Origin of the sequence: Dolichospermum circinale AWQC310F (genome assembly GCF_000426925.1) — a bacterium.
Classification (GTDB): domain Bacteria; phylum Cyanobacteriota; class Cyanobacteriia; order Cyanobacteriales; family Nostocaceae; genus Dolichospermum; species Dolichospermum circinale.
This window is the reverse complement of the sequence record NZ_KE384674.1, coordinates 126,979-134,034: the sequence shown is the minus strand read 5'-3', so window position 1 is coordinate 134,034 and position 7,056 is coordinate 126,979. Positions and strand designations below refer to the sequence as shown.

Below are 7,056 nucleotides of genomic sequence, written 5' to 3'. Positions count from 1 at the left end.
TTCCCTGTTCCCTGTTCCCTGTTCCCTGTTCCCTGTTCCCTGTTCCCTGTTCCCTGTTCCCTATTCCCTATTCCCTGTATAACATGGTCAGTAACCCCTGCTGACCTAGTAGAATTTCCCTGATAAAACTAAAAATACCCACCCAAATAATCGGCGTAATATCTACACCACCAATAGGTTGAATAAACTTCCGCAACGGGATTAAAAAGGGTTCGGTAGGCCAAGCGATTAGACTAAAAGGCAGACGATTGAGATGGACTTGGGGATACCATGTCAGAATAATGCGGAAAATAAATAAAAACGTCATTACTCCTAAAAATGGACCAAGAACCCAAGCAGTCAAGTTAACACCAGTCATGTTGTTTAGCTACTATCTGTGATAAAATCCAAAACTTGGGCGCAAGCTGAAAAACTTTAAGCTTTGTAACGGATTCTTGCTTTAATTTTAGCCATAAGGTGTCATTTTCTTGTGAGAATACAAAAACAAAGTTATTGACTTGGGATCATCAATCAAGTAAATACTAAGTTAGATAAATAATCTCAGTCCACTTTTCAAGAAAGTGATCCAAGATTAAAATAAGAATAAACTGTGTAAACAAGGTCGAAAACTATGACACCCTCTTTAGCAAATTTTCTTTGGAGTCTGGTCTGGGGTACTGCAATTGTCGTTATCCCTGCTACTGTTGGTTTAATTTTCATTAGCCAAAAAGATAAAATCCAACGTTTTTAATCCCTGGAGACTGGAGACTGGAGACTGGGGAAGAATTATCTCCTTTCTCCCAGACTCCTGAATTATTGCATAATATTGTGACTAGTTAAAGTAGTGATGGGCTGTTGAGCATTTAACTTAGAATAAGTAGAAGGTCTAACTCTTGTGAACTGAGTATACTTGTTCGCACAAGTATCTAAATTAACTCTAATTTTGCTTACTAACTGGAACTCGTTAACATAGATTTAATTTTAGGAAAATAGTCATGATTAATTTTGGGCTAAACTCAGCCAGTGTTTTGGCTCAGGTAAATTTTGGAGCGAACTCAGCCAGTATTCTAGGAATTTTCTTGGCTGTAGCTGGAGCAGCACTATACTTTCTTCGTTCTGTTCGTCCTGAACTGTCAAGAGATCAAGATATCTTTTTTGCAGCAGTTGGTTTATTATGTGGTTTTATTCTCGTCTTCCAAGGATGGCGACTTGACCCGATTTTACAATTTGGTCAACTGCTTTTGGTCGGTTCTACGGTATTTTTTGCGGTCGAAAGTATTCGCCTACGTAGTATAGCTACACAACAAGCAAAACGTAATACTCCCATTGTAGATGATGAGCGAGAAGTCAGTAGAAAATACTCTTACTCAGAACGACGAAATTATCAAGCGGAAATGGATGCTGATTTAGAACCTCTACCCTACGAAGAAGAGGAAGCCCCTCCACGTCCAAGAATTCGCGGTAGTCGAGATGAACGTTCTAGCCGTGATGACTATTATGATGAAGCACCATCACGCAGTTCACAAAGCCCACGGAATAGGGAAAAACCAGATTCAGGCGAAAGAAAGCGTCGTCCTAATTCCGGGCGTTCTGTTAGCCCTCCCAGCCCAGGCTATGAAGATGAAAATTGGGGTTCTGCTCCCAAAACAGTTGATGATTGGGAAAGTTCCAACTCCCAAGATGAGTTAAGAAAACCACCACGTCGCAATAATAGCAGTAATAATCGTCCCCAAAGTCCAGACAGCCGTGAAGATGATGTTACCCCCACTCCTAGACCAAGAAAACGTCGTCCACCTAGAGATTCCGTTCCCCCAAAAAGACAGGATGATGATGAGGCTATCCCAACTGAATATGTACCATACAATCCCATTAAGAAGCCAAATAATGAGCCGGATAATTCCGATTTCAATGACGATATTTAAAATTAAAATCTTGGTATTGGCCATATTTGGGGTGGACAACGGAAAAACAGGAATGTGAAAACATTTACACCTAGTTTCTGGCTCCAAAAATCAATTTATTGGAGCCTAATTTTGGGAACTACAAATTTACTAGTATCTTGTAATGCTGCTGATATCCCTATGGGAGTTACCTCCCTCAATAGCCGCTATACTGAGGAACAACCTGCTATCAGTGGAAATGGACGTTTTTTGGCTTTGATCTCCAATCGCTATCGTTATCAGCAGTTGTTGGTATATGATTTAGAAAATCAAACTTTTATTCCCACACCAGGGTTAAATCGAGGATCAGTAATTGCGGAAAGTCCCAGTCTCAGTTATACGGGTCGCTACATTTGTTATCTCACCAGTGATCAGGGTAGACCAGTAGTTGCACTTTATGATCGTGCTTCCCAACAGTCACAAATTCTCACTCCTACTTTTCGTGGTTGGGTGAGAAATCCTAGTATTAGTCCTGACGGCCGTTATGTTGTGTTTGAATCTTCTACTCGTGGACAATGGGATATTGAGGTTCTTGATAGGGGTCCGACTATTGAGTTAGATATTCCTAATGGTACAAATGTTTCAATTAAAAATTAAAATTAAACAGGACTTACGCAAGCAAGTGTCACAAGAAATTATCATATCATTTGTTTGTAGTCAGGGCTTTAGCCCTGATCTTATTTTTTTAAGGTCTCCAGGAGAGAACTAAAGTTCTCACTACAATTTAGGAGATTATACCAGTTGCGTAAGTCCTGTTTAAATTTAGATTTAATTTAAAATTAAAAAAATTTTTTTGTCGCTTTGTGCTTCGATGAATTACAAAATATCAACTATTTTATTTTTCTGCTCAATTCTATTAACTGGATGTTTTGGCTATCCACGTCTACTCAGTTACCCCTTTGATTCGGGGGGAAGAAGTCTTAATAGTTTTGCATCGGAATTAAACCCGCAAATTTCTGGCCGATATATTATATTTACCAGCGATCGCAGAGGAAGTCAAGATGTGTATATGTTTGATACGTTAACTCGTAATTTAGTAGATTTACCTGGATTAAATTCCTTTGATACAATTGCTTCCCATCCTGCGGCTTCTGAAAATGGTAAATTTATTGTCTTTGCTGCGAGTCGTCAAGGAAGAACACAAATTATCCTTTATGATCAAGATGTGCGTCAATTACGGAATTTAGCAGGTGATCTACAAGGAGAAGTCCGCAATCCCACAATTAGTGCTGATGGTAGTAGAATTGCTTTTGAGTACAATAATAATGGACAATGGGACGTTTTAGTTTATGACCGATTTGGACGAAAATTGAATATTCGTCAAGATCCAAGTTAAGGAAAAGCTAAAAACGAGGAAGAAAATAAATTCTTCCCCATGGCTAAATTACTAATCATCGCATATAATTAACACTGATTTTGTCCAGAATTTTGTACAGATTCGATCAGAGAACGCACTTGTTGAGTTCCTTGGGAGGGTTCAAAGGAAAGGGGAAATTTCCCCCTGACGAGCATTCGTAACCCCAAAGGTGCAATACTCAGTAATCCCTGAAGATCCCGGAAATAATTACCAACTACTTGGAGTCCAAATTGACGTTCATCAATCCAACCACCTTGTTTTACTAAGTCTACTAAAACTTTACGGTGACGAATTGAACGACTGTCACTCTTGTGTTTACTATCCAGAATTTCCTGTTTAATTTTGGTGATTTGCGCCAATGGAGCAACTTCCATGGGACAAACCGAATCACAGTAAAGACAACGAGTACAACCCCACACTCCTTGAGTTCCCGCGCTATAGTTTTCTAATCTTTGTTCTGTATTGCTATCACGGGAATCTGCCACCATGCGGTATGCTTTAGCCAGAGCATGGGGACCTACAAATTCAGAATTGACTTCAACAGCATTACATTCAGAATAACAAGCTCCACACATAATACAATTACCCGTTTGGTCCAGGAGCGATCTTTCTTGTGGTGTTTGTAAAAACTCCCTTTCAGGAACTTGTCTACCCGCTGTACTGACATAAGGAGCAACCGTCTCCAAATTATGCCAAAAATTGCTCATATCCACAACTAAATCTTTGATTACAGGCATATTCCCCAAAGGTGCTACTGTAATTTCTGGAGTAGTTTGAGACTGATTGTGAGATGATGAGATTTTTTCCAGTCTGGCCAGTTCACCCCCTACATTTTCCTTACAAGCCAAAGCAGAACGGCCATTAATCCTCACAGCACAACTACCACAAATTGTATTGCGACAATTTTTGCGAAATGCTAAAGTCCCATCTTGTTCCCACTTGATTTGATTCAGACAATCCAGGATAGTATTACCTGGTTCTACCTGCAAAAGGTACGATTTGAAAACAGGGTGAGAATTTTCTTGTTGTCGAGCAATCTTAAAAATAACTTCCATCATCATCAGTCCAAATATTGGGATCAAATCTTTTCTCTTCTGAGATATATCTCAAAAACCATCAGCACATGTAAGGACGAAGTATGCAGCATGAAGTATAAAAATCGTTTTCTTTTATGCTGAAGTTAACCACAGGCTTTACTCCTTTACCCTTGATCCTTTGCACTTAATAGGAATTTCGTCAAGCCCTAATTATCAAAACTCTACATCTTTAAATATATAGAAGTGTTACAACCAATAAAAATATTTGCCAGTCGCCATCAAATACCCCCTAGATGTGGTAAATTTATTCTTCCTCTAGAAAAATGTAGATAATTTCATCAGATCTGGGAATTTAACCGTGATCAACAGCGAGGATTTTCTCCCCGCTTTTTGTCTTTGACCACTGATAGCTGCTGTGGCCAAGCCATAGAAATTCCCTTGATTTAACTCATTCTCTCAAGCCAAGCCAATCTGAATCAGATTAACTTTTATAAAAGTCCTCACATTATCCTCTTGACAGCATCAACCATAGCCAAAATCTCTCCTGCTTTTTACCCGCTTAACTTCAGGGATTTAGAGCAAAATTTAGTGGCAATTTAAATTTAAAATTCCCAAAATATTTTGCTATTATTATTTCATGCTACTATTTAATAGGAAATTACGAACTCACAAAATCAGAAACAATAACCGCATAAGCACGGCTAAAACTTCTGTGGTTTTCTCACAATCTAGAGACTAGAAAAATCATGTCTCTACTGGTAGAATCAAAGGGTGTATGGTCGTCAGACCACATACAAATACTATGTTGTCTTCAGCTAAAAACGAGAATTAGGTGTAAGCCCATAACTCAAAAGCGGTAAAAGTCAGCATTAAATGTGAAAAACCTGTAATTTATTGGCTCTACAACTTTTTTGGAGTAGAACTAACCTGATTTGTAAAGGTGGCTGGAAGTTACACCGCACTCAGCTGCCCAAAGAGAAAATAATTTAATTTCTGATGGCCAATGATGGTTAAAATCGCGGTAAAATTACTGGAATTAATGTCTGTGGCAGCCATGACTTAGACTGCTATTATAGTTATCTATAATAGACTATTTTAGTGCTTCCATATCAGCAGAAATTCATCCATCACCCTTCTATCTATCTGCTTTGTGAAATCTGGTCCCTAGCTAAAAAGCTCAATACTAGATTCAGAGAAAATTTTTGCGTGGCTAAGGCCAGGCTACCCTATCGGTTTGAAGAGATTAAGGAAAATTAGAGCATAATGACTGAAACTGCAACTGCCCCATTAACCGGAAAAACACTACTAGCGAAAGTTAAAGAACTTTCAACTTTACCGCGTCGAGAAAGAGCAAAACAGTGTGGGTACTACACCATTACTAAAAATAGCCAAGTTCGCGTTAATCTCACAGATTTTTATGATGCTTTACTGTCAGCTAGAGGTATTCCCCTTAGTCCAGAAGCACCTAAAGATGGTCGTGGCCGTGAACCGACATACCGGGTGAGTGTACACCAAAATGGTCAAATCGTGATTGGCGCGACCTACACCAAAGCTATGGGTTTAAAACCTGGTGATGAATTTGAAATTAGACTAGGTTACAAACACATTCACTTGATTCAGTTAAGCGAAAGTGAGAAACAATTAACTCAGTCTGATGATGATGATACTGATGAATCAGATGTAGAAGAATAAATTCTTGCACTGATTAGGGATCAATTTCAAGTCAATATTAACGAATTTATCCCTAAAGCTACAGCTAAGTATTAGCTGTAGTTTAATAATTTATGATGTCGGTGACATAAGACATAAAAAAACGATTTAGCTTCCGCCATGGGTGACAAATTCTGGTAGATTCTTGATTATTAATCAAGAAATATATTTTTCGGGAAGTTAGCCGTGTTTTTTATATCTATTCTACTGTCATTTTTGCAGTCATCGGCCAATATTTTGCTGGAGTTACTTAAACATACACCAGTATTTTCGGTCATGGCTTTTTTTATGATCTGGGTAGGTTGTTGGTTACCATTAGTAGCAATTTTAGCCATTACCCGCCCTTGGCAAATACACCAATCTTTGCAACCAGAGCAAAAAGTTCCTTTATTGGTGTCTCTCTACTTATTAGTTCCTTTCATTCTCTGGGGATTTCAATGGTTGAACTTGGGTTCTTTTTCTGATTATGGATTAGTGGGAAAAGTTTCTATTTTCCGTTCTTTATTACTTGGTTTTGGCTTGGGTGTTTTCATTTTAGCCATAGTATTCTTTGGTCAAATCTGTCTGGGTTGGTGCTATTTAGAAAAACCTAATATCAAGTTAATACCATCTAGTTTCCTAACAATTTTCTTAGTGGCTTGGTTTGTAGGGGGAATAGAAGAACTTGTATTTCGGGGATTTTTATTGACCAAATTAGAGCAGAATTATTCAGTTTGGTTAGCCGCAATTATTTCTAGCTTAGTTTTTGCTATTTTACATTTGGTATGGGAACAAAAAGAAACTATTCCTCAACTTCCTGGACTATGGTTAATGGGCATGGTATTAGTATTAGCCAGATTAACTGATGGTAATAATTTAGGGATAGCATGGGGACTTCATGCTGGTTGGGTATGGGCTATTGCTACAATAGATACAGTAGGATTAATTACCTACACAGATAAAATTTCTGAATGGGTGACGGGTAAAAATAAAAAACCCTTAGCGGGATTAACAGGAATTATGTCCATTTTGGCAACAGGGGTAGCGCTTTTAT

General features: G+C 38.4%; 8 protein-coding genes. 6 read left to right on the top strand and 2 right to left on the bottom strand.

Translation table 11 applies throughout. From position 1 onward, the window contains the following. Positions 1–67 precede the first annotated feature (67 nt). Positions 68–358, bottom strand: a complete 291-nt coding sequence (locus ACIR310F_RS0108105) for a YggT family protein (RefSeq protein WP_028083399.1) — start codon at positions 356–358, stop codon at positions 68–70. A 252-nt stretch (positions 359–610) separates the two neighbouring features. Here ACIR310F_RS0108105 and psbX point away from each other — a divergent pair, with 252 nt between their 5' ends. The 4 genes from psbX to ACIR310F_RS0108085 all read left to right on the top strand — a co-directional run bounded on the left by psbX (position 611) and on the right by ACIR310F_RS0108085 (position 3,255). Next, entirely contained in the window at positions 611–730 is a 120-nt protein-coding gene (psbX, locus tag ACIR310F_RS0108100; RefSeq protein WP_028083398.1) for a photosystem II reaction center X protein, read from the top strand. Between the two features lie 244 nt (positions 731–974). After that, entirely contained in the window at positions 975–1,901 is a 927-nt protein-coding gene (locus tag ACIR310F_RS0108095) for a Ycf66 family protein (RefSeq protein ID WP_028083397.1), read from the top strand. Positions 1,902–1,955: 54 nt separating this feature from the next. Continuing rightward, positions 1,956–2,516, top strand: a complete 561-nt coding sequence (locus ACIR310F_RS0108090) for a TolB family protein (protein WP_028083396.1) — start codon at positions 1,956–1,958, stop codon at positions 2,514–2,516. A 214-nt stretch (positions 2,517–2,730) separates the two neighbouring features. After that, complete coding sequence (locus ACIR310F_RS0108085) at positions 2,731–3,255, top strand: TolB family protein (protein WP_051289507.1); 525 nt, start codon at positions 2,731–2,733, stop codon at positions 3,253–3,255. 68 nt (positions 3,256–3,323) lie between these two features. Here ACIR310F_RS0108085 and ACIR310F_RS0108080 read toward each other — a convergent pair whose 3' ends face one another. After that, positions 3,324–4,331 (bottom strand): succinate dehydrogenase/fumarate reductase iron-sulfur subunit, encoded by a 1,008-nt coding sequence (locus tag ACIR310F_RS0108080; protein ID WP_081677567.1) that lies wholly within the window; start codon positions 4,329–4,331, stop codon positions 3,324–3,326. A 1,245-nt stretch (positions 4,332–5,576) separates the two neighbouring features. Between ACIR310F_RS0108080 and ACIR310F_RS0108075 the strand changes: the two genes are divergently transcribed. Together ACIR310F_RS0108075 and ACIR310F_RS21850 are read left to right on the top strand one after the other, a co-directional pair. Beyond that, on the top strand, positions 5,577–6,005 hold the full coding sequence (locus ACIR310F_RS0108075; RefSeq protein ID WP_028083393.1) for an AbrB family transcriptional regulator: 429 nt from the start codon (positions 5,577–5,579) through the stop codon (positions 6,003–6,005). 204 nt (positions 6,006–6,209) lie between these two features. Continuing rightward, the coding region (locus ACIR310F_RS21850) for a CPBP family intramembrane glutamic endopeptidase (protein WP_196803185.1) at positions 6,210–7,056 on the top strand (847 nt) is incomplete at its 3' end.